This is a genomic window from Rossellomorea sp. QJM3NY_18, assembly GCF_056173145.1.
In genome coordinates this window covers 1,055,108-1,077,355 of the sequence record NZ_CM149659.1, presented here as the reverse complement: position 1 = coordinate 1,077,355, position 22,248 = coordinate 1,055,108, and the positions used below count along the sequence as shown (strand labels likewise).

General features: G+C 46.3%; 20 protein-coding genes and 1 riboswitch. Of the genes, 6 read left to right on the top strand and 14 right to left on the bottom strand.

Annotated elements, in window-relative coordinates:
* Window positions 1-32: 32 nt before the first annotated feature.
* From desA to AC0VXY_RS05575, 4 genes are all read right to left on the bottom strand, one after another.
* Window positions 33-1,070, bottom strand: coding sequence for a Delta(5) desaturase DesA (gene desA, locus AC0VXY_RS05590; protein ID WP_475527224.1), 1,038 nt, complete (start codon window positions 1,068-1,070; stop codon window positions 33-35).
* A 270-nt stretch (window positions 1,071-1,340) separates the two neighbouring features.
* Window positions 1,341-2,207 carry a TRM11 family SAM-dependent methyltransferase gene (locus tag AC0VXY_RS05585; protein WP_475527223.1) on the bottom strand — a complete coding sequence of 289 codons (867 nt, stop codon included), beginning with the start codon at window positions 2,205-2,207 and terminating at the stop codon, window positions 1,341-1,343.
* 159 nt (window positions 2,208-2,366) lie between these two features.
* Window positions 2,367-3,152, bottom strand: coding sequence for an SDR family oxidoreductase (locus AC0VXY_RS05580; protein ID WP_435992559.1), 786 nt, complete (start codon window positions 3,150-3,152; stop codon window positions 2,367-2,369).
* Window positions 3,153-3,262: 110 nt separating this feature from the next.
* On the bottom strand, window positions 3,263-4,126 hold the full coding sequence (locus AC0VXY_RS05575) for a 5'-methylthioadenosine/S-adenosylhomocysteine nucleosidase (protein ID WP_475527222.1): 864 nt from the start codon (window positions 4,124-4,126) through the stop codon (window positions 3,263-3,265).
* Window positions 4,127-4,261: 135 nt separating this feature from the next.
* A riboswitch (purine riboswitch) is annotated at window positions 4,262-4,365 on the bottom strand.
* 176 nt (window positions 4,366-4,541) lie between these two features.
* Here AC0VXY_RS05575 and AC0VXY_RS05570 point away from each other — a divergent pair.
* Window positions 4,542-5,441, top strand: coding sequence for a Gfo/Idh/MocA family protein (locus tag AC0VXY_RS05570; RefSeq protein ID WP_475527221.1), 900 nt, complete (start codon window positions 4,542-4,544; stop codon window positions 5,439-5,441).
* Window positions 5,442-5,562: 121 nt separating this feature from the next.
* A complete protein-coding gene (nei, locus tag AC0VXY_RS05565) occupies window positions 5,563-6,390 on the top strand; it encodes an endonuclease VIII (RefSeq protein ID WP_475527821.1) in 828 nt (275 codons plus the stop codon).
* Window positions 6,391-6,456: 66 nt separating this feature from the next.
* Here nei and AC0VXY_RS05560 read toward each other — a convergent pair whose 3' ends face one another.
* The 4 genes from AC0VXY_RS05560 to AC0VXY_RS05545 form a co-directional block, all read right to left on the bottom strand.
* On the bottom strand, window positions 6,457-7,029 hold the full coding sequence (locus AC0VXY_RS05560; RefSeq protein ID WP_475527220.1) for a cysteine hydrolase family protein: 573 nt from the start codon (window positions 7,027-7,029) through the stop codon (window positions 6,457-6,459).
* A 182-nt stretch (window positions 7,030-7,211) separates the two neighbouring features.
* Window positions 7,212-8,246, bottom strand: coding sequence for a zinc-binding dehydrogenase (locus tag AC0VXY_RS05555; protein ID WP_475527219.1), 1,035 nt, complete (start codon window positions 8,244-8,246; stop codon window positions 7,212-7,214).
* 73 nt (window positions 8,247-8,319) lie between these two features.
* Window positions 8,320-9,768, bottom strand: coding sequence for a protein adenylyltransferase SelO (locus AC0VXY_RS05550; RefSeq protein ID WP_475527218.1), 1,449 nt, complete (start codon window positions 9,766-9,768; stop codon window positions 8,320-8,322).
* Between the two features lie 106 nt (window positions 9,769-9,874).
* Window positions 9,875-11,269, bottom strand: coding sequence for an amino acid permease (locus tag AC0VXY_RS05545; RefSeq protein ID WP_475527217.1), 1,395 nt, complete (start codon window positions 11,267-11,269; stop codon window positions 9,875-9,877).
* A 208-nt stretch (window positions 11,270-11,477) separates the two neighbouring features.
* Between AC0VXY_RS05545 and AC0VXY_RS05540 the strand changes: the two genes are divergently transcribed.
* Genes AC0VXY_RS05540 through AC0VXY_RS05530 form a run of 3 tightly spaced genes read left to right on the top strand, consistent with a single transcriptional unit; the run spans window position 11,478 to window position 13,947 of the window.
* Window positions 11,478-12,335, top strand: coding sequence for an ABC transporter permease subunit (locus tag AC0VXY_RS05540; RefSeq protein WP_475527216.1), 858 nt, complete (start codon window positions 11,478-11,480; stop codon window positions 12,333-12,335).
* On the top strand, window positions 12,332-13,357 hold the full coding sequence (locus tag AC0VXY_RS05535) for an ABC transporter permease subunit (protein ID WP_435992590.1): 1,026 nt from the start codon (window positions 12,332-12,334) through the stop codon (window positions 13,355-13,357). The genes AC0VXY_RS05540 and AC0VXY_RS05535 overlap by 4 nt, the downstream gene beginning before the upstream one ends.
* Window positions 13,354-13,947, top strand: a complete 594-nt coding sequence (locus AC0VXY_RS05530; protein ID WP_475527215.1) for a hypothetical protein — start codon at window positions 13,354-13,356, stop codon at window positions 13,945-13,947. The genes AC0VXY_RS05535 and AC0VXY_RS05530 overlap by 4 nt, the downstream gene beginning before the upstream one ends.
* A gap of 140 nt (window positions 13,948-14,087) precedes the next feature.
* Here AC0VXY_RS05530 and rlmD read toward each other — a convergent pair whose 3' ends face one another.
* From rlmD to htpX, 3 genes are all read right to left on the bottom strand, one after another.
* The gene (gene rlmD, locus AC0VXY_RS05525; RefSeq protein WP_475527820.1) at window positions 14,088-15,452 is read right to left on the bottom strand and encodes a 23S rRNA (uracil(1939)-C(5))-methyltransferase RlmD; all 1,365 of its coding nucleotides are present in this window, start codon (window positions 15,450-15,452) and stop codon (window positions 14,088-14,090) included.
* A 160-nt stretch (window positions 15,453-15,612) separates the two neighbouring features.
* Window positions 15,613-16,779 carry an N-acetylmuramoyl-L-alanine amidase family protein gene (locus AC0VXY_RS05520; RefSeq protein WP_475527214.1) on the bottom strand — a complete coding sequence of 389 codons (1,167 nt, stop codon included), beginning with the start codon at window positions 16,777-16,779 and terminating at the stop codon, window positions 15,613-15,615.
* A 171-nt stretch (window positions 16,780-16,950) separates the two neighbouring features.
* Entirely contained in the window at window positions 16,951-17,832 is an 882-nt protein-coding gene (htpX, locus tag AC0VXY_RS05515) for a protease HtpX (protein ID WP_435992596.1), read from the bottom strand.
* 157 nt (window positions 17,833-17,989) lie between these two features.
* Between htpX and AC0VXY_RS05510 the strand changes: the two genes are divergently transcribed.
* Window positions 17,990-18,697, top strand: a complete 708-nt coding sequence (locus AC0VXY_RS05510) for a DUF1836 domain-containing protein (RefSeq protein WP_475527213.1) — start codon at window positions 17,990-17,992, stop codon at window positions 18,695-18,697.
* A gap of 227 nt (window positions 18,698-18,924) precedes the next feature.
* On the opposite strand, the gene AC0VXY_RS05505 is transcribed toward AC0VXY_RS05510, so the two are convergent.
* The 3 genes from AC0VXY_RS05505 to lysA form a co-directional block, all read right to left on the bottom strand.
* Window positions 18,925-19,953, bottom strand: a complete 1,029-nt coding sequence (locus AC0VXY_RS05505; RefSeq protein WP_475527212.1) for an ABC transporter permease subunit — start codon at window positions 19,951-19,953, stop codon at window positions 18,925-18,927.
* Window positions 19,950-20,819: an ABC transporter permease subunit gene (locus AC0VXY_RS05500; protein WP_475527211.1), complete on the bottom strand. Its 870-nt coding sequence runs from the start codon at window positions 20,817-20,819 to the stop codon at window positions 19,950-19,952. The genes AC0VXY_RS05505 and AC0VXY_RS05500 overlap by 4 nt, the downstream gene beginning before the upstream one ends.
* 110 nt (window positions 20,820-20,929) lie before the next feature.
* Window positions 20,930-22,216 carry a diaminopimelate decarboxylase gene (gene lysA, locus AC0VXY_RS05495; protein WP_475527210.1) on the bottom strand — a complete coding sequence of 429 codons (1,287 nt, stop codon included), beginning with the start codon at window positions 22,214-22,216 and terminating at the stop codon, window positions 20,930-20,932.
* Between the last annotated feature and the right edge of the window lie 32 nt (window positions 22,217-22,248).

Sequence of the window (22,248 nt, the reverse complement as noted above, 5' to 3'; positions counted from 1 at the left end):
TTATATGAATATCATAAGGAGAGTCGGCATGTTTATAATTCAGGTTTGGCTTCTCTAGAAATGTGCGCGTTCGATTTCGCTTTCGCTGAGGATTTGATGCCTCTAAAGCTTACAAACGTCTTATTTTCTTCATCCCATAGCTTGAAGCGAAGCGATTTCAAGCTCGTTAAGAGTGAGATCGTCGGTACATTCTGTAATGGCTCCGTATTTTGATGTGCTTGCTCCAGCTTATAATTCGGTACCCTTGGGCTCAGGTGGTGGACATGATGATAGCCGATATTTCCAGTCAGGAACTGCATGACTTTCGGAAGCTTATAGAATGAGCTTCCCTCCACGGCTGCCAGCACATACTGCCACTCTTTGTCTTCTTCAAAATAGGAATCTTCAAACGTATGCTGTACATAGAACAACCAGATGCCGATCGAGCCTGAAACCATGAAGATCGACCCTTGCACAAGAAGGAATTCCTGCCATCCAAGCGTGACAGAAAGCAATGCAATGAGAGCCACGATGATGACATTCACTAAATACGTGTTCTGACGCTCTTTCTTACGTGCATTTTTACGGTTGAATCGATTTTTTAAAAGAAATACAAAAATCGGTCCCAGAACGAACATGACGAGCGGATTACGGTAAAAACGATAAGCTAAACGTGTTTTCAAAGGTGCCGCTACATATTCGTCGATGGTAAGGGTCCAGATATCACCAGTTCCCCGTTTATCCAAGTTGCCGCTTGTCGCATGGTGGACGGCATGTTCATGACCCCACTGATCGAACGGGAACAGTGTCAGTACACCCATGGCCGTTCCGACTGCCCGGTTGGCTTTACGGCTTTTAAAGAAAGAAAAATGGGTGCAATCATGAAAGATAATGAAGATCCTCGTCAAGAATCCTGCGGCAATCACGATTGGAATAAGGGCGAGCCAGTATGATACCGACAGACTTTGATACGCAAGGAACCATAATAGAAAGAATGGTCCAAGCGTGTTGATCATCTGCCAGACACTTTCCTTCGTTGTAGACTTTTCATAAGGAGCAACTTCTTTTTTCAACGTTTTTATATTTGTCATGTCATTATTCCCTTCGTTTAAGGCGTTGAATTCATTATAGGATAAGGGGGATCATCGTGTTAGTAGTAGGTGTCATATGCTGGGCATGACAAATGTCATAAGGGAGAAAATGTCATGCGTTTACATTGTCCGGAACCCTTGATAATCCTGAATTTTCCTCACTCAGCCAACCATTCAATTATCTTTATTATTATTGGGAAAAAGAAATATATTCTTGATTTGGTGAAAAAATATCATAAAAAAGAGCGTGGAAACAATCTCCCACACTCATTACGCACATACTAGTATCTGTCTGACAAATCTTCCTTTACTTACTTTACACCGGTCGATAATATCGAAGCCCGCTTTTTTAACGGTTCTATCCACATCTTCCAATGTCACGATTACGACCCTTTCAGCGAATCGTCTCGCACTCTTTAGCATTTCCAGTTGTTCATCATCCGTTATGACGGAGCAAAGATTATAAGGAAGGTCAATGACCGCGACATCGTATCTGCCGGTTACATTATTGATGTCCCTTAACGACACTTCCCCTTCCAATCCAAAATGAGCGATATTCTCCCTTACTCCGTCCAGGATCAACGGATTGCGGTCACTGCCTACAATATCGATACCCATGGACAGGGCTTCTACCAGAACCGTCCCGATTCCACAGCAGGGATCGATCATCTTGATCCCTTCCGTTTCGGGAGCCGCAATATTCACGACGGCTCTTGCCACACGGGTACTCAGTGCAGTGGAATAGCTGTGAGGCTTTTTCACGTGGTGAAGCCAAACAGCTTCATTTTTCTTATATGTCCCAAACACCCAGCGGTCACCTGTATTAATGACCCCATACCAAATATAGGGATCGACAAGTTCCGCTTCGCCTCTCAGATGCAGGCCGATTTCCTTCTCTATCCTCCGCCGTTTCTTAAAGCCGACTCTGTCACCATCAGGGTTTTGTATAAACACGACCTTGAATCCATCAACTGCATCTAATCCCTCTATAGTATGAAGTAATTCTTCCAATTCCGTGCCTTCGCATATGATCTCCAGTCTCTCCCGGATGAAAGGGCTTCTGCTTGGATCGACCTTCACCGTACTTTCGAGAATACCAGATTCAGAAGCCTCTCCGAACAGGATGCGCCTTTCCAACGCACATAGGGACTCTTCGTTCGGCTCCCGAGAAAACGTATATAAATAGTTTTTCGTTTCTATTGTAATCAACTCCGTGTGATGTTTTGCATTTCACCATTGTATCACAAAAAAGGGAGGGGCCCCTTTACAGGGTCTCCTCCCTCCTTATTGACGGAATCAGATTTCCATTTCCCAACGCTCTTCTTGTGTCTGTTTCAACTGTTTCTCCGTTTCTTCCGGATAAACCGTACGGAATTTGTGATTTTCAGCAGGGATGATTTCAATCATCTTTTGAATCATGTCTTCAGGATCGAACTGATCTTCCAGTCCTTTCTGTTGTTCCAGAATATCTTCTTTGCGGGTGAAGTTCTTCTCGTCGTCGAACCACTTCCAAATCTCTTCCCCGCTCCGCTTATTGAATCCGGTTTCGAAGGCACCTGGATTGATGGTGGCGACTTTCACTCCAAACTCTTCAAGTTCGGACTTCAAGGTTTGGGCAATCCCTTCAATTGCGTGTTTGGTTGCCGTATAAGGACCGACATAAGGTGTTGCTGAAATTCCGGCCATGGAACTCATAAACACGATTTTTCCGCTGCCTTTCTTCACAAGCTTTTGAGCGGCCAACTGAACCGTTTCCAGGGTGGCGAACACATTCACTTCAAAGAGGGCACGAAAACGATCCATCGGCACTTCACCGAGTGGCCCCCCCTCATTGATAGCCGCATTGGCCACAAAAATATCAAAATCATACTTCGAGATTTGTTCGCGATCCCTTGCATTCGTTATATCAAGCTTGAATACCTCCATATTCAATCCTTGCTCATCCGCTGCTCTCATCAGGTCGGTTTTTTGCGAGGTAAGCTCGGTCGTCGCAATGACTCGATGCCCCTTCTTTGCAAGACCAAGAGACGCGCCCTTGGCGAGACCGCTTCCCGCGCCAGTAATGAAAATTGTTTTACCCATTCTGTATCCTCCTCGGCAATCTAATATAATATGTTCTTCCCTTTAACAGAATCAGTAAAACTTTTTCAAATTAAAAGGGACCGACTACGGATCGGTCCCTATATGATGAATTACTCCATCTCTTTAATATACTCTTTCACTACTTCATACACATATTCCTGGTTCGCAGCTGCTGTGTCGGGATTGTACGCTCCGCCGTTCGTTTTGTTATTTGACAAAACACGGATTCCAAGAAAAGGTACATCGTATGCCCCTGCGATTTGTGCCGCCGCTGCCCCTTCCATTTCCTCTACGGATGTACCGTATTTCTCATGGAACCATTGGATACGGTCCACTTCGTTATTCCACACGTCAGCAGAACCGATTGTCCCTTCAACGACCTTGCCCTTTTTATATGTGTCCTTTACGGCGTTAGCAGCCGCAAGCAGTGCCTCGTCCCCATCGTAATATCGGATTTTTTCTGCATTCGGGTCTTCCCCGGCGCTTCCTTCAGACGCCATCAGGTCCATCGGCTTCCATGCTGTAGGTTCGATTCCTTCTTCATCAGCCATGCTCCCTGTTTTTAATGAACCCAGATTGACAGTTCTTTCACCGAGAACGATATCAAACACGTGCAATGCCGGATCATGACCACCTGATGTCCCTTGGTTGATGATGGCAACAGGATCATACTTTTCAATGGCCACAGCCGTAGCCGCTGCCGTATTTTCCATTCCTTTACCCGTCTTGGCAACGATGACCGGGTAGCCATCCACCATTCCTTTATAAAAGACAAATGATCCGGATTTTTCTTCTTTCACATTTTTCAGTTTCCCTGCAAACTTTTCAGCTTCAATGGGCATCGGCCCCTGAATCAGGATCGGCTGCTCTTCTTTTTTTCCTTTCGCTTCCGTTTGGTTGGATGAACTGCAGCCTGTAAAAACAGATAATGCAAGTACAGATACTGCTGCGAGTGATGCGATTTTCTTTTTCATGTGAATCTCTCCCTTTTCTTGATGATTCGATCCCGCTGATTTTGGTCAAAAGAAAAAGACCTGTCATGGTAGAGTGCATCTACGTTCCAGATCTCAGAAGTCAAAGTAAAAGCAAAAACGGCAAAAAAACCGTAAAAACCGAATACTTCAACCCGTAGTCCGGTTCTTGTAATGGGAACCGGGTAGAAACGCTCAGACCATATTACTGAGGATATACGAGTAACGATATATAATGGTGGTACGGTGTTACTATAACAAACCCTTTACTTATTATCAATGAAAATACGAATTTTATTATAATTAATTTTATTATTGTTCGTGTTTAAGGGGTATCTCTTTTTTCAATTTGAAAGCGTTACATTTGAAATCTTATTGTAGAATACTATAATAAAAGAAAAATGATGAGGTGAAGACGATGAAAATCGGTCTTATCGGATTAGGGGATATTGCGAAGAAAGCCTATCTTCCTGTCCTATCTGAAAAAGAAGGCATTGAACTGGTCCTTTGCACCAGAAATGCCGAGACGCTGCATACGCTTGGAGACAAATATCGAGTGGAGGAGAGGGTTCAGACGGTAGAAGAATTGATAGCTGCAGACATTGATGCAGCCTTCGTCAGTACGGCCACTGAAGCCCATTACGAAATATCAGAAAAACTCTTGGAGAACGGCATTCATGTATACATAGACAAACCGATTTCTTTGAGCTTCGGAGAAACCGAGCGAATCGTGCAACTTGCGAAAGACAGCGGAAAAATCGCCATGGTCGGATTCAACCGGCGTTTCATTCCCATGGTAAAGGAACTGAAAGATCACGGGAAACCGAGCTTCCTCCTGATGCAAAAAAACCGATTCGCCGCTCCGGATGAACCAAGGAGATTCGTTGTGGAAGATTTCATCCATGTCGTTGATACCCTTCGTTTCCTGATGGATTCAGACGTGCTGGATGTGAAGGTTCAATCCTTTAAAAGAGGAAACCTCCTACATCACCTTGTCATACAGCTCATCAGTGAGAATTGTACCGCCGTAGGTATCATGAATCGGGACGGCGGCGTAACAGAAGAAATCATCGAATACTCTGCCGGACATCATAAATACGTCGTCGACAGCCTTGTTGAAACGACTCATTATCACAAAAAAGAAAAGAGCGTCTCCTCCTTTGGCGATTGGGAACCGACACTGTATAAACGGGGATTCTATGATTTGGTGGATCACTTTATCGACTGTGTGGAAAAAGGGCAACACCCGGACCCTTCCATCGAGGATTCTTTGATCACCCATGAGATTTGTGAAAGAATTGTGGGATTGATCGATTAGCTTTAAAAAGAAGAGGGACGGACCTTGCAAGGTCCGTCCCTCTTCTTTTCCCTTCTAACCCACCCAAATGTTACAACTTGCTGAAAAGGGGAACAACTATAGTAAAAAAGGAGAAACCATCATGCCGGAAGGTCCCGAAATCAGAAGAGCTGCCGATAAAGTGGAGCTCGCCCTTAAAGATAAAACGGTAGAGGATGTTTATTTTGCCTTTCCCCATTTGGAAGACTATGAAGACCTCTTGAAAGGGGCGATCGTCTCAAGGGTGGATACAAAGGGTAAAGCCATGCTCATACGTTTTGATAATGGTTACACGATATACTCCCATAATCAACTCTATGGAAAATGGTATATCCGGAACCTGTACAATTATCCAAAGACCAAACGACAGCTCCGCCTCGCCATCCATAACGAGGAGAAATCGGCCCTCCTCTACAGTGCATCGGATATTGAAGTGCTCCGTGATGAAGAAGTCTCCGGCCATCCATTCATCGCAAAGGTAGGACCGGACCTTTTAAGTGAAGAAGTAACAACCGATGAACTTGTAGAGAGAATGAAGGACAAACGATTCCGAAACCGCAAATGGTCGATTCTATTATTGAATCAGGGCTTTGTGGCAGGAATCGGGAATTATTTAAGATCAGAGATCATGTTTGTCGCCGGCATTCATCCTTCTCTTCGCCCGGCTGATTGTACGGAAGACCAATTAAATAAAGCTGCACACGCCATCATTGATTTGGTGAAGCAATCGTACGAGACAGGCGGTATCACGAATGATCCCGAACTTGCCAAAAAGCTTAAATCAGAAGGAGTGAAGCGTTCAAGTTATCGACACTTGGTGTTTAATCGAGAAGGAGCATCCTGCTTTGTTTGTGGAAACGAAATTGAGAAAATCGTGGCGGCTTCGAGAAGATTGTATTACTGTAGGGATTGTCAGGAGATAACGAATTAATTAATAATAAAGCATAAAAAAGCCCATTTTATCAGCTCAATCACTGATAAAATGGGCTTAAAGCTCTTACATTCCATATTCCTTCCGATACTCATCATGCTTCGGCTGGAACAGTTCCTCATTGGATGATCTCACATCCGAAAAATGATCCACATTGTAATGTCCCCTCAAAGCAGCATTATGATGGGCAATGATTTGCTCCGCCTTCAAGGCTTGAGAGTCCTTGGTGGAGTGCCCGTCAGCCACCAGGGTGACATCGAATCCGCTCACCGTCGCATAGCGGACAGCCGTGTCGATGCAGTGCTCGGTCTGACAACCCGCAATCACGAGATGCCCTACTTCTTTTTCTTTTAAAAATGAGAGTAACGGCGTCCTGTAAAACGAGTTGGTAGCGAGCTTATCAAATACCTCTGCATGATCCGGAATCTCAAGGTCCCGATGTACCTGGAACCCTTCGCCGTTACCACCTGCGACGTCTTTGTCCCTTATGAAGACAATATGTGCGTCCGCTTCCTTTGCCTTGGCGACCACTGTGTTGATGGTTTCGATCAGTTTTTCTTTTTGAAAGACCGCCTGTTCCTTTTCGTTTCCTTCCACTAATTCCTGTTGTACATCAATGACAAGTAATGCCTGCTTCACATATAAAACCCCTTTTCGATTTTAATCCTCTTTTAAATGGATGTCGTTCGGTAATCTTTTTCATTATGAACCGCCCCCTTTAAAGTCTATATGTGTATAGTTCGGCGTATCACCCGCCCAATCCTTTTACACAGCAAAAAAGCCCGGAATCACATATGACTCCGAGCTTTATCGCATGTATGTCATGCAAGCAGGACGATCTTGCCAAGCTTTCCTGAATGTTTAAAATAGGTTTGTGCTTCACCCGCTTGTTCCAGTGGGAACGTCCGGTCAATGACCGGCTTGATTTTCCCTTCAGAGATTGCATCAAGCATACGTTTGAACTCTACTCTGGTTCCCAACACCGACCCATAAAACGTGATATGTTTTAAATAAAGGGTCCTGAAGTCGAGTTGTGTTTTCTGACCACCGGCGGATCCGGATATGCAGAACTTGCCGCCTTTTTTCAAGACTTCAAGGGATGTTTCGAACAGTGCATCCCCTACTACATCCAACACTGAATCGACCGGGCCACCATTTACCTCAACGATTTCCTCGGCAAGGTTTGCCGACCTATAGGACAAGACGTGAGTAGCCCCGAGTTCTTTCATCTTCTCTTTTAAAGCCAAATCACCCACTATGGCAATGACCTTTGATCCGAAAACCTTGGAAGCAATTTGAACATTCAATGATCCCACACCGCCATTGGCACCAGTGACGACAATCGTTTCCGAAGGCTTAGCCTGGATCTGTTCCACCATATGCCATGCCGTCAAACCGCTGACGGAAAATACGGCACTTTCTTCATACGTGGTCATAGGCATGTCATAACAGAGTTCTGCTGGCCACACGACGTATTCTGCATATCCGCCGTCATATTCGGAACCGATGAATGACATATCGTCTGATATATGTTCGCTTCCTTCCGTACCACTTGATGTGAATGGAAAAAGGACAACTGGTTTCCCCAACAGGGCTTCAGAAACATCGGCCCCCACTTCTACTATTTCACCGGTGATATCGGAACCGGGAATCCGTGGGAACTGGACGCCTTCAGGACGCCAGCCTGATTTTTCTTCCGTTCCATAGGCGCCTTCTCTCATCCAGATTTCAGTATTGTTGATGGCACACGCCTTTACTTTGACTAGGATTTCACCCTTTTGAGGGGTGGGGACCGGAATCTCAGCAACTTCGAGCTTGTCGACATCTCCATATCCTGTAACTTGAACGGCCTTCATGAGCGTTCCACCTTTCCATTATTCTGGTTATAGTGTTGCCGAAAACCAAAACTCTAACCTCAACCCACTATCTTTAAGTTCCACAATAGGTACGGTACGGACGTTTCGTCGGACTTGGAAGCGTACAATACTCTTCCTGACCGGGAGAGTAAGCGTACGGATCTTCCAGAGCCGAAAGCAAGTCGTTCATCACACTGAAATCATTTTCTTCCACTGCCGCCTGAAGTGCTTCTTCCACCCTATGGTTACGCGGGATGACCGATGGATTGCTCGTGCGCATCAGAAGCTTGGACGCTTCCATCGTCTCCTCCTGTCTGCTCAGCCTTTCTTTCCAACGTTCCTTCCAAGACGTAAATTCAGGTGTGTTGAATACATCTGACTCTTCACGACCCAGTGTCAGGCTCCGGAACGTATTCGTAAAGTCTGACTGATGCTTATGCATGAGATCCAGCAGTTCTTCTGCAAGTGCACGATCCCCTTCTTCTTCATTGAATATCCCAAGCTTGGCCCTCATGCCGTCAAGCCAGTGTCCTTCATACAACTTCGGAAATTTGAGAACCGCCTCCTGGGCAAGCTTGAGGGATTCTTCCTGTTCAGGATGGAGGATCGGGAGCAAGCTTTCGGCAAAGCGGGCGAGGTTCCATCCTGCAATCGGCGGCTGATTTCCGTATGCATACCTTCCTTGCGCATCAATGGAACTGAAGACCGTATTCGGGTCATACGTATCCATAAAGGCACAAGGTCCGTAATCAATCGTTTCCCCGCTGATCGTCATATTGTCCGTGTTCATGACACCGTGGATGAAGCCCACCATCTGCCACTTGGCTATCAGGGCTGCCTGTCGTTTGATGACTTCCTTCAGTAGGAAAAGGTAGCGGTTTGGAACATCCATGCCATCTGGATAGTGGCGCTCCAGTGCATAATCTGCAAGGGCCCGGAGATCATCTACCTCCCCGAATCTTGAAGCAAACTGGAACGTCCCGACGCGGAGATGACTGGCGGCCACCCTGGTCAAGATCGCACCCCGTTGTTCCATTTCCCGGTAAATCGGCTCACCCGTTGTCCCCACTGCCAAGCTCCTGGTAGTCGGAATCCCAAGTCCGTGCATGGCTTCACTGATGATGTGCTCCCGGAGCATGGGACCGAGTCCTGCGCGCCCGTCCCCTCCACGGGAATAAGGGGTTCTTCCTCCCCCTTTAAGCTGAATATCGAATCGTTTTCCCTCGGGCGTGATCTGCTCGCCAATCAGCACAGCCCGTCCGTCACCCAGCATATTGAAATGTCCGAACTGATGGCCGGCATAGGCTTGGGCAAGGGGCTCGGCTCCTTCAGGGATTTCATTGCCCGACAAGACACCCGCTTCCAGTTTTTCGGCATCAAGCCCCAGGGACTCAGCAACCTGCTCATTGAGAACCATCAGCTTTGGTTCACGCACCGGTTCCGGATCCTGGCTGGTGAAAAAGGTTCCCGGAAGACTTCTATAACTGGTTTCGAGATTCCAACCTGCATTCTTTTCCATCATCGTCCTCTCCTCCTTTTTAATAAATAAACAAAAAACCATAGATGTGTTCTATGATTTTTTGGTGAAGCTCCCTTTTATCTCCTCTTTATTATACCGTTCTTTTCCTCTAGTGTCCTTTATGGCCCCTCTGTAAAATACCCCAATAAGAAAGATAGATCACTAGGATCAACCCTAATGAGATGAACAAGCCAATCCGTTGATTCCCGTGGACCATCGCACCTGAAATTGCCAGGAGTATCAGCGCGATCCCAAGGTAGGAGGTAAAGGGATATCCAAACATCTTAAACTTTCCATTCGCTGCATCGTAGGAAGGATGGAGTTTAATATGGGATACAAGGATGATGCCCCAGTTCAGGATCAACATGACTCCGGCTGCAGTGGTGATATATTCATACACTTCATTAGGAAGAAGAAAGGAAAACAGAATCGATATCCCGAGCCCGACCGCTGTGATCATCAAGGATTTCACTGCCACACCCTGATCATTTTTTTCAGCGAATCCTCTGGGTGCATCTCCATCGACAGCCAGGGAAATCATCACATTCGTAATGGAGAATAAGGCCCCGACCATCGTCGAGAAGGCCGCACTGATAATAATGATGTTGAAAATCGAATCAATGAACGGGATATGATAAGCGGAGAGTGCCGTTACAAATGGACTTTCCGTTTCGTTGATCTTCCTCCAGGACACCATACTCATGACAAAGAACAAGGAAAGAACATACACCATCACCAGGGAAAACAGCGTGCCCTTCCCCGCTTTCGGGACATCTTTCTTGTCACGCAGTTCATTCGAGGCGATACCGAGAACGGCAATGCCACCGAATGAAAAAAACACAAAGATCAAAGCCGCCCATGTACCCTTTATACCCATTGGCATAAAAGGGGAAATACCGGCATTTTTAGCAGATTGAAGCTCGGATGGCTTGATGATATGAAATAATAGCAGGGCCCCGAAAATGATGAATATAAGCAAGGTCGACAATTTGATCACGGCAAATATCGATTCGATCTTCCCGAAATTACTCGCCCCCAGTAGATTGATGCCAAAACCCAGGACCGCATAAAGAATGGAGAAAATCCATAACGGGACGTGGGGAAACCAAAACTGGGTGAACGTCGATAACGCCACGATTTCACTGGACATAATCAGGATGCCCGATAGCCAGTACATCCACCCTGAGACAAACCCGAATGAATGTCCGAATGCCTTCTTCGCGTAAATTCGGAACGTACCCTTTTGTGGATCATTCGTGATCATTTCCGCCAGGGCACTGAATACGAAATACGCCGTCACTCCAGCGATGATGTAATCGATGAGAATGGACGGGCCGGCCGTCTTGATGGATAACCCCGTTCCGAGAAAGAATCCTGCTCCGATGACGGATCCGATCCCAATCAGGGAAAGCTGCCACCAGCTGAGCTTGGTTCCTTCCCTTTTCTCCTGCTTCTTCTGTTGGTGGTGGGCTACCGTCTGGGTCAATAAATGCTCGTCTTTCATTCAACCATCCTTTCGTATGTATGTATATCTATAGGTTTTTCATCAGATGGGATTACTATACAAGCGGCTAACACCCGTTGGATTAACATAATTGTAAAAATTTAAATTATTTTGAAATTATTGTCACAAACCGTTATAATTGGCCTAAAAGATCATGGGGGTGTTTCTACTGAAAAGATTCCATGTCGTCGGTCTACCCATTCAGTTCTTGCTTACATGTATCGGTCTATTCCTTTTCAGCGGTGCAGGTTCCTTGCTTGCATACGATACTGAATTAGTCATCATGCTGGGGAAATATCTTCAAACCCTTCAGGAGATTGGACGTGAAATGCTCCATCCCACTTCTCTCATTTTCAGAGTCGGGGATCCGATGGACTATAAAAGCTATCCGCTTTACCCGCTATTCTTTCAATTGTTCGGTTACTCATTCTCACTATTAGTCATGGCTTTTTTCCTTGCTGCCATCACGTCTTCCCTTGTGAGCTATTTGTTTATGTTTCTGCCAAAGAAGGTGTATCGTATCTGCTTCCGTTTACTCGACTCACTGGACTCCCTTCCCGACGTCATGATCATCGTGATCATCCAGCTGTTTATCGTCTGGTTTTTCAAGAAAACGGATATTTTGCTTTTTGACATCTATACCTTAGGCGATGAAAAGATTTATCTGCTTCCGATTATTTGTCTTGCCATCATGCCGATTGCGTTTTTAACAAAGCATTTCTTATTCCAGCTTCGGGAAGAAGAAGAGAAACCTTACGTAGAGTACTCATATTCTAAGGGGTTCTCAAAAGCGTATACGATATGGGTTCATTTATTTCGAAATGTGTGGCTTCACTTTTATTTTCATATTAAGCCGATTTTTCTTTTGATGCTTTCAAATCTGTTGATCATCGAAATCCTTTTTAATATTAACGGATTTATGAATGTACTTCTCGATGTTTCAAGGAATACGCCAAGTGCGTTTTTCGTCGGTATGCTGATGATTTACATACCGTTTTTTCTTATTTTCACTATGGGAGCCGTTTTTCTAAAGAAATGGTTATCGGGAGAGGAGGTCAGTTCATGAGAGTGTTAAAATCACCACGATTCTGGCTGCCGTTAGGCTTTCTTCTGATTCTGATTTCAGCAAGTTTCATCGTGCCAACCGTCTATCCGGAGCTATTGGAACCCGGCCCCCCTTATTTGAAGGATGAAGCAGGGAAGATCATTGCAGATCCACCATATACGATGAAGGAAATGAAGCCGCTGGGAAGTGATAAACTCGGCCGGAATCTATTTTATTTGCTATTGTCCGGTGCAAAGTATACCTTGCTGTCGGCCATGATCATCGCCCTTCTCCGCATGGCCGGTGGGTTTGCGTTCGGTCTTGTATATGCTTTCCTTCCTGATTGGGCCAGGCAGATGCTTAAGGGAATCGGGGATACATTCAACTTCATCCCGCTTGCGATCATTGCTTTCGTTCTCCTCACTCCCCTGCAGCTTGCCTTTGAAGCAGAGGCAATGTTTTCGTTTAGGTTTCTGGTCATTGAAGTTTTCGTGATCGCCATCATCGTGATCCCTTCTCTCGGCTTGTATATTGGGGAAGAAATGAAGGAGTACTTGAAGAATGATTTCGTTAGTGTATCGAGACAAATCGGGGCATCGAAATTCCATATCATCAAGCGGCACCTGCGCCCACAGTTCAGCCGTCATGCCCTTGTCATGTTTTCAGAGCAAATATCACAGACCTTATACCTTCTCATTCAACTTGGGGTTCTGCATATCTGTTTGGGAGGGCTGAAGATAGCGGAGTTCGGGATCATGGAGCACATACCTGAATACTTCTCTTATACAAATGAATGGGCAGCGACGATGAGCATCAATATCCAAATGGTTTTTCTTCATACGTGGTTGGTGCTGACTCCACTAGTATTTTTTGCGACAGCCATCTTTTGCATCAATGAAGTGACCAGATTCTTAAAAGAGGTTCTGCTTGAAGATAACCTCCCCATCGGAGAAGCAAAGCCCCATTCAATACAGACGCCGCCTTCGTCCATGTTTGATGACCCATTCACGTTTACAAACCGCTCAAGGGAGGAATTCCATTGAGAAATCAACTACTATTGATCCTATTTGCCATTCTAACCGTACTGACCGGATGCAGGGTTGAAATGGCAACGGAACTTCCTCATAAACCAGAAGCGCCGTCCGGGGTGAGGATTGAAATGAGCGGCACCGTCTCCCTTCAAGGAAAAGAACTAATCGTTGAAGGCAAATCCAATCTTCCAGAGGACAGCATCATATTTGCTGGCCTCAAAGATTATGGAGAAATGGAATCCTACGCCAGGGTCATCAACTGGCAGGGGGAAGAAACGGATGAATATGTGACGGAAAGTACCGGGGTAGTGGACGATAAAGGGAACTTCCAAATCAAAGTGGACCGGGTCAATCCGCAATCCCGCTACAAGCTGGAGGTCCTCTTTAACCCCGCCATCCAAAAATCCAGGATTCAGGAAATCTACGGCTTCTGGGGAGAGAACATCGCCCGGAACATCGGTTACCTCGATTTCGAGTATAATGGCAACACACTATCCGGGATGATCAAAGTCGCCCCAATCGTCAGTATCACAGACCCAAAAGGGGACGGTGCCAAATGGAACCTCACCAACATCCCGAACAAATCCAGGGCACTAAAGTGAGGAATGAGGGACGGACCTCTTACTGACTGACATTCTTGGTTGAAGCCTCAATGGGAGATCAGTCCCTCTTAGCATTGAAAAATCCCTGACGCTGAGTTTGGCGTCAGGGATTTCTCCGAAGGGAACCGGTTTGGTTCTTTTTATGAATTCAATGTCAGTGTCGCAACACATTCCACATGCACCGTATGAGGGAACAGGTCCACAGGTTGAACGGCATCAAGGGTGTAGCCGAATGGCTCAAGCTCCTTGATATCCGTCGCGAACGTATCCGGGTTGCATGAAACGTACACGATCCGCTCCGGCTTCGCGCGACCGATTCGTCTCATCACTTTCCCGCCGGCTCCGGAACGCGGCGGATCAAGCATCAACAGCTGTGGATGACCGAACGTTTCGAGCATCTGGTCGATTCCTTTCCGTGCATCCTTTGCGAGGAATGTGGTGTTCGAGATCCCATTATCATCTGCATTCCGTTTCGCCGATTCGATGGAGCTTTCCACGATCTCGATCCCGGCAAGCTCCCCTACTTTGCTTGCAAATGGAAGGGAGAACGTTCCTACTCCGCAGAAAAGATCGATCATCTTCTCCTTTTTCTTCGGCTGGCTCATTTCAACCGCCAGGTCCACAAGCTTCTGGGCCTGTGTCGGATTCGTTTGGAAGAACGTATCGAACCATAGACGGAAACGATACCCGTCCATTTCGTCATAGATGAAATCCCGTCCGTCCAACAGATGGATCTCCTCCGCCTGCGTACGATCTGCCCATGCCGTGTTTTCTAGCCATAATAAGCTTTTCACATGAGGGAATTTCTCGCCGACACGTTTCTTTAAATCGGCAACGGCTTCTGAATAGGCTTCAGGTGCCTCGGTTGCGAACAGGGCAAGCATCAATTCACCTGTCGCAAACGATTGGCGGACCATTAAATGACGTAATAACCCTTCATGCTTGTCCTTGTCGTAACCTTGCAAGGCATGATCTTTTACCCAATCAGAAACTTCCATCGTCGCTTCTACCATCTCCTCACTCGCGATTAGGCAAGTTTCAAGAGAAATGATCTTCCGGAAATTCCCCTGCTCATGTAAACCAAGTGCCCCTTCAGGTGAAAAAGTAAATTCCATCTTATTGCGGTAGCGCCACGGGTTGTCCATCCCTATGGTCTCACGGACGAGAGCGGGGTCGTAGCCCTGTCCTATTAAAGCTTCCTTTACATGATCCGTCTTGTGCTTCAGCTGACCTTCATAGTCCCAATGCTGCCACACACAACCTCCGCAGCGTTCAAAATGAGGACAAGGCGGGGCGATACGTTCCGGGTTCGTCTCCAGAATTTCATCCGCCATTGCCTTACGTCTTCTACGGTCCGGCTGATCGACCGTCACCTTCACCTTTTCCCCGATCAGGGTCTGAGGGATCGTAAGTCGCAGCTTCTTCGGATTCCCAAGCTCATTCTCACGCCAGATCACAGCCTGTCCGGACCCTTTTTGATCTAACTCTTCTATAGTGGCAACCATCGTTTCTGGTTTGATATTCGACAATTTCTACGTCCTCCTTCAACTTGCTCTCTAACTCTATACTTTATTAAAAATGGAGGCGGAATGCAACAAGGATATAGGGGCAAATAGCACAAAAAAGAAGCCTTAAGTGTAAGGCCCCTTCTTTGATGTGAACAGACTAATAGGCTTTGTAACGTCCGAATTCACCGGTAATATAAGCTCTTCTTCCGTTGTAGACGACTTCCCAATAGCCTGAGCTGCTGTTTTTCCCCCTGACGGATCCCGTAACGGGAAGGGTACGGCCTTTTCTGATGGTACCCAGATCTTTTGAGGTCAAGCGATCCGGACGATCTTGTATGATGGCGGCATTCGCGACGCCAATAATGGTGATTTCCCCAATGGCAATCGGTGCTCCTGGTACAGGTGGCGGTGAGGCTGGTCCCCCCTGCTGTCCACTTCCTTCCACCTTCACATATTTCGGTGATGCCGTCACATAAAACACATAGCCCCTGGAGTTCATGACTTCATACATATCGGCACCTTCCACCTTCAGCTTCCGGACAATCGTCGGAAATCCATACCCGTACTTCAATATTCCAGCACGGTAGGTATCATCGAAGGTCGGCCGGCTGTAGAAGTCAAGACCTTCTGCTCCTTTATAAATACTCTCAACGCGCATGCCGACAAAATTCCCACTGCTTGTCCCACCGGAAGCGGGAGGTGACCCAACGTTCCCACCATTACCTGCAGCCACATAAGACACCCCGAAGAAATCACACACTCCCAGTGCCTGCTCCCTTGCCGTCTCACGCTGAAAATCCTCGTTGATCATGAGCAACGCTTCCCTCTCATTATCCATGAAGCCATTCTCTACAAGCACCGCCGGACCATTGAAATCCCTTGTCATATGAAGATTTTGCTCAATAATCCCCCGGTACACCTGCTTCGTCCCCTGTTTCAAGTACTTCGCAATATTCACAGCAAGTTTTCTATCCTTTGCATCGTTATAATATACATGAAGCGAATGCCCTTCTGCATCCTTCCCCGGGCCATCAAACTTCCCATCAAAGGCATTATAGTGGTTGGAAACCAGTGCATCTGACCCCATGGAATTAGCGGCATCGGTTCTCGCCTGAAGCGGAGTATCTGCATCCGTCGGAGCTGTTAACAGCGTCCGGAATCCGCATCTCTCCAATTCCAATTTTAAAAATAAGGTCACTTTCTCATTGAACTCGTTTTCCCGGATCTGCCTTCCGATAGACGGAATATAAGGCGTCCGTTTACCAGCTGTCCCGAGACCGTGACCATCATCCAATGCTATTAAATAATCACTAGCTTTTGCCATATTTTGTATCCTCCTTTACTAGTAAAATATTCACAGCTTGTACAAATGGTCACGGCGAGGGGAAAAAGTATAAAAGAATATAAATGCATCCGTTCATGACTTTGTCATGAGATAACATAAAAAAGGTGCCCGACTCCCATTATCGGAGTCAGACACCTTTTTACTCTTCTATTATTTCGCCTGCAAGCGACTGATCCGCTCATCCAAATCCGGGTGAGTCGAGAACATCGCTGATTTACGTCGTCCATTGATTTTCAACGTAGAAATCGCAGTGTCGTCTTCCCCCTTCATCCGGCTTGAGTAAGCTTTCAGCATCTGCAGGGCATGGACCATTTTATCCTTACCGGCAAGATCCGCTCCGCCTCTATCTGCATGATACTCACGATGACGTGAATAAGCGAAGACAACGAGACTTCCCAGGATCGAGAAGACGATCTGGAAGACAATTACGGCAATGAAATGAACAATCGGTGCCATTTCTTCCCTTGCAAATCGGGACGCAATCCATGCGGCGATCCGCGCCAGGAAGACAACGAATGTATTGACCACACCTTGGAGCAGGGTCATCGTTACCATATCACCGTTCGCAACGTGGGCCACTTCATGGGCAATGACGCCTTCCACCGCATCATCATCCATTTCACGAAGCAATCCAGTCGAAACGGCAACAAGTGAGCGTTTCTTCGAAGGACCTGTGGCAAATGCATTCACTTCAGGAGAGTGATAGATTCCCACTTCCGGCATATGCGTGAGTCCTGCCGCTCTTGATAGACGGTGGACTTTCTCGATCACGGCACGTTCCTCAGAAGATAAAGCGCCATCCGGATTCAACACCTGGACACCCATCATCCTCTTCGCCATCCAGCGTGACATCGCCAAAGAGATGAAAGCTCCGGAAAAACCGATGATCGCACTGAATACAAGCAATGCACCTAAATCTAATCCGCCTGAAGCAGTGATATAATTCCCCGCTCCTGTGACGGAAAAAATGATACTAATCGTCAGTAGTACTAAAACGTTCGTTAACAGGAAGTAAAATATACGTTTCCCCATCTTGATTCTCACTCCTATTTCAAGTTCAAAAGAACCTGTATCTGATTCTATTATAAATCTTTCATGTGTAAAATACAAGCAAAAGGTGAAATTGACGAGTCACCACCTAACCAGTAGTATAGAAGAAGATATTTGCAAAAGAGACGGGGGAATCACGATGGAAACGTTTAAACTGACACGCAAAAATATGGCCGACCTGCTGCTGTCTCTGAACGGCACTGCGAGCAGGATTCCACTTGAGGTGATTGGGGGAGTTTGGTCGGATCTGGTCCAGGAAAGCGAGCGTCCACCCATCATTCAAAAAATCCTTAAACCCACCAAAGGTGAAATCGGTTTTTCCCTCAATGAAATCGTGTCCCTTGGAAATTTGATCGAATTCACCAATTTCCCCCAAAGCACCGTCCAGAACTGGGTGAAGCGGGATGTAAAAGGGTTGATTGGTTCCCCACAACTTGGTAAAAAATACACTACGGAACAGGCTGCCATGCTGTTCATCGTCGAAGATCTCAAAGCGACATTGGATTTTGAATCCATCCGTAAGATCCTGACCCTTGTATTCAATAATATCGAAGACCGCACCGATGACATCATTAACCCTACGGATCTTTATCTTGCCTATGCATCTGTCTTCGATCAGATCCACCACCAATCCCTCCCGTCCATCAAAACGGCGGATGGCTCAGTCAACGAACATATTGACGGGTTCATAAAGGAAGAGTGCCGAACGATGCTAGGGACGCTTGACGGGATTGCAGAAGAAAACCTCACCAAAGTCCTTAATGTCATGATTGTATCCGTCTTGACGGTCCAGGCCGGATTTTATCAGGCTGCCACGAAGAAATATGTAATGGATGCCTTATCTTAACGGAAAATGCGAGGAAGGCACAGAGGGACGGACCTTCATTTTTGCAAATGAAGGCCCGTCCCCCTTGGGTTTCTCATGAAAATCATAGGTCCGTCCCTCTCTAAAAGTGATAACCCAAATAGTTTGATTGAAATTGAAGAAGATGCCTTGATTAAGGCATCTTCTTCCCTACAATCTGTCTCAATTCATAAGCCTTAATAATTTCACGGAGCAATAGATATAGCCTCTCACTTCGCCTCTTTCACAAGTTGGAACATTTCTTTGTCTTTTAGGCATCGGGTTTGGGTTTCCTCAGCCGAACCTTTATCTGTTGAAGATTCCACCAGGGTTTCCACCACTTGTGTCGCCCCGATCAGCATCAGCTTTGCCGACAGGATCGTCAAGGTAAAGAAAACGACGGGGATGAAAGAAATCCACGGATAGGTCGTCCACAGGAATTGCCACCAGCCGCCGAGGAGACCTGACCATTCATGAGAAATGGAAGCCAGGAACGGATTGTCAAAAAGGTCTACCTTAAGTGACGATCCCCCGATATAAATGTTCAAAACCCCAAGATGTGCAATCAACAGCATGATGATCATAAATTCCCGGATCGACACGAGAAGAATCTGCGGAAGAATAAAGGGGCGAATATGATTTCTGATGTAATGACGCTTCGTTGCCCCCAGCACTTTCGCACTATCTATAAACTCTTGACTCATGATCCGGTCATATTCATTCGTAAATAGCAGTGTCAGACTCGGAAGTGAAATCACGATAAGAATGATCAGGTAAAAAATCGTTTTATCCGTAAAATCATAAGGGAATCCCTCAGGATGATGTAACGGCCCATCCAGCAACATCCAATTCAATAATAAAAAAGATAATAACGTCGGCGGAAAATAGTTTGCGGCATCCACAATGTTATCAATGATTCTCCTGATTGGTTTCAAGTAGAAATGTAGCACCAACCCCATCAAAACGGAAGGCAATACCCTGCATAGCGTGATCAAGAGCGCTGCCCCTATTGTATATTTCGCCCCAACAATGATAAGAGAGAAGATATTCCGGTTAAAATTGTCGGTGCCAAGTGGTGGAGACTCTATCGGGGAGTATGGAGGGCTGAGAAAATCCCCCTCTTCATTTTTCACAAGATCCAGCTTCGGCACCTCATCCCCCCAGCCAACATAGTAAACAAGACTTGCGGCAAACATACCGAACAGAAAAACAAACCCCATTATAAATGACCGATTCTTCATCAGTTTTTTCAACATCATATCACCACCTTCTGCCCGGTTTTCCGATCAACGATGAGCCTGATGAGGATGAGCAGGACAAAAACAGGCAGATAAAACATGATCAGACTGAAACAGATCACATCCATTTGAGAGAATGACAGGATGAAGTGTGTGATGCCATAAATATTAAATAATCTTTCAAACACGATTAAGGAAGATAAGAGAAAAAGAATGATAGATTTGGAATGATTCAATAAGCTGAACGCGATATTCCGCAGGACATGGATGAAGAAAATCGAGTGCTTGGACATCCCCCTGCTTCTGATCAGATCAACATACGTCTTCCCGTATTCATCATTGACCAGTAGATAGATGATCCGGAACAGCATAATTGTCGGCAAGATGGACAGGGTCACAACCGGAACGAGATACACCTTTTCCTGAGAGCCGACAATAGGGAACAGCAGCACACCCGTCTCTTTCAAAATGAGGATGACGCTGTATTGAATGACAATCAAGATGAAGATATCAGGTGTGGACTCGAGAAGATTTGTCACTCTAAGGATGAACTTTGACCAACGGGAGGGCAGCAAATGTGTGAAGTACGCAAGGAAGATGCCCATAAGGACGGATAAAAGAAAGGCAGACAAAAAGATTGAAACAGAATAGAAATACGGCTCCCAGAATGCCGGGAACATCGGATACGAGTTGTTCGATTCATTCGTGATGGTCATCGACTCAGAATGGACGAGGGATGTTAAAATCTCCACGATGTTGAGCATATATTGTTTCAGGCTGAGGTCCACGCCTTCATTGAACAAACCGATGAGTCCTGTCAGGAGGACGATCCCGAACAGAACGAAGACAAATTTCATCACCATGGAACCGATCGATTTGAGATTCATAGATTGATCCTCCGAATTAATTGGATAAAGTTTCCTTTATATTACCATAGCCACCCAAAAAATCCCATAAAAAAAGGTGGAAACCCTTTTGGACTCCACCTCTCTCTTCCCTACCGATCTTTCCTTACAAGATCCGCATACGTCTCCCGTTCGATCACGACCCGGGATACCCCGTTATCCACAAACACAACAGCAGGTCTCGGTATCCGGTTATAGTTACTCGCCATAGAATACCCGTATGCCCCCGTACTGAAGACAGCCAGGATATCACCGTAATTCGTCGGCGGCAGCATCAGGTCCCAGATGAGCATGTCACCAGATTCGCAACATTTCCCCGCAATGCTCACACGTTCCGTACATTCCTCATTTGGACGGTTGGCAAGTACTGCATGATACTTCGCCTGATACAGAGCCGGTCTTATATTATCCGTCATCCCTCCGTCAATCGCCACATACGTACGCACTTCCGGGATGATTTTCTTCGAACCCACTTTGTATAACGTCGTACCCGCTTCTGCCACCATGCTTCGACCAGGCTCCACCCATACTTCCGGGAGTGGGTATTCATTTTTGGCAAAATAGTTCTTCACACTATCCGTTATTCCTTTGACATAGGTCGGAATCGGCAAAGGCTGGTCTTCTTCCGTGTACCGGACACCAAAACCTCCACCGATATTCAACACCGGCATCGTGACGTCCAAATCAATCCGTATCCGCTGCATGAAATCAGACAGTACCAGGATCGCCTGATCGAAGCCTTCCTGTTCAAAGATCTGGGATCCGATATGGGAATGGAGACCGAGCAATGAGAAGTATGGCTTTCTAATCGCAAGCTGAATCGCCGTGGCCGCCTGTCCGTTTGAAATGCTGAATCCGAATTTCGAATCTTCCTGGCCCGTCGTGATGTATTCATGGGTATGGGCTTCCACGCCCGGTGTGACCCTGATGAGGATCTGCACCTCCTGCTCCCGCTCTTTTGCCAGGTCATGCAGCAGTTCAAGTTCAAGGAAACTATCGACGACAAAGCAGCCGATTTCAGCTTCAAGAGCCATTAAAAGCTCCTCTTCGGACTTGTTGTTCCCGTGAAAATGAATGCGTGCCGCCGGGAATCCAGCTTCAAGTGCCGTATACAATTCCCCGCCAGAGACGACATCCAACGATAGGTTTTCCTGTTCCGCCAAGCGCACCATTTCTTTACAAAGAAATGCCTTACTCGCATATGCCACCTGATATTTCAGACCACTTTCATTGAATGCATCCCGGAACAATTTCGCATTCCCACGGATCTTCCCTTCATCATAAACCATCAGGGGAGTGCCATATCTTTCCACCAATTCACCTGTACCCATCCCACCGATCATTAAATCTCCTTGAACATTCACATCCACTGTACTCATATCCTAAACTCCTTTAGACTCTCTAAAAAAAC